The sequence below is a fragment of the Peribacillus sp. SIMBA_075 genome (assembly GCF_046534585.1).
Genome location: NZ_JAWRYN010000462.1, coordinates 1 through 278 on the forward strand (window position 1 = coordinate 1; position 278 = coordinate 278).

General features: G+C 60.8%; 1 protein-coding gene. It reads left to right on the forward strand.

Annotated features, from left to right (window positions below; translation table 11 throughout):
- On the forward strand, positions 1 to 184 hold a 184-nt coding region (locus tag SB775_RS29020), incomplete at its 5' end, for a hypothetical protein (RefSeq protein ID WP_410864668.1).
- Between the last annotated feature and the right edge of the window lie 94 nt (positions 185 to 278).

The window sequence follows — 278 nt, forward strand, 5'->3', positions numbered from 1 at the left end:
GGCGACGCAATCCGCAAACGGCCGCATCATCGACACGCCGGGTGACATTCGCGCCGGCCGCGCGCTCGGACCGGACATCGTTGTCTACAAAGAGACGTCGATGTATTACGGCACCTATCAGGGTCCGCCGATCATCTGGGCGTTCAATGTGATCTCGAACCAGATCGGCACGCCGTGTCAGTAAGCGGTCGTATCGATCGGCACCGCGCATCTGTTCCTCGGCAACGACAACTTCTACATCTTCGATGGCACCCGCCCGCAGCCGATCGGTGATCAGG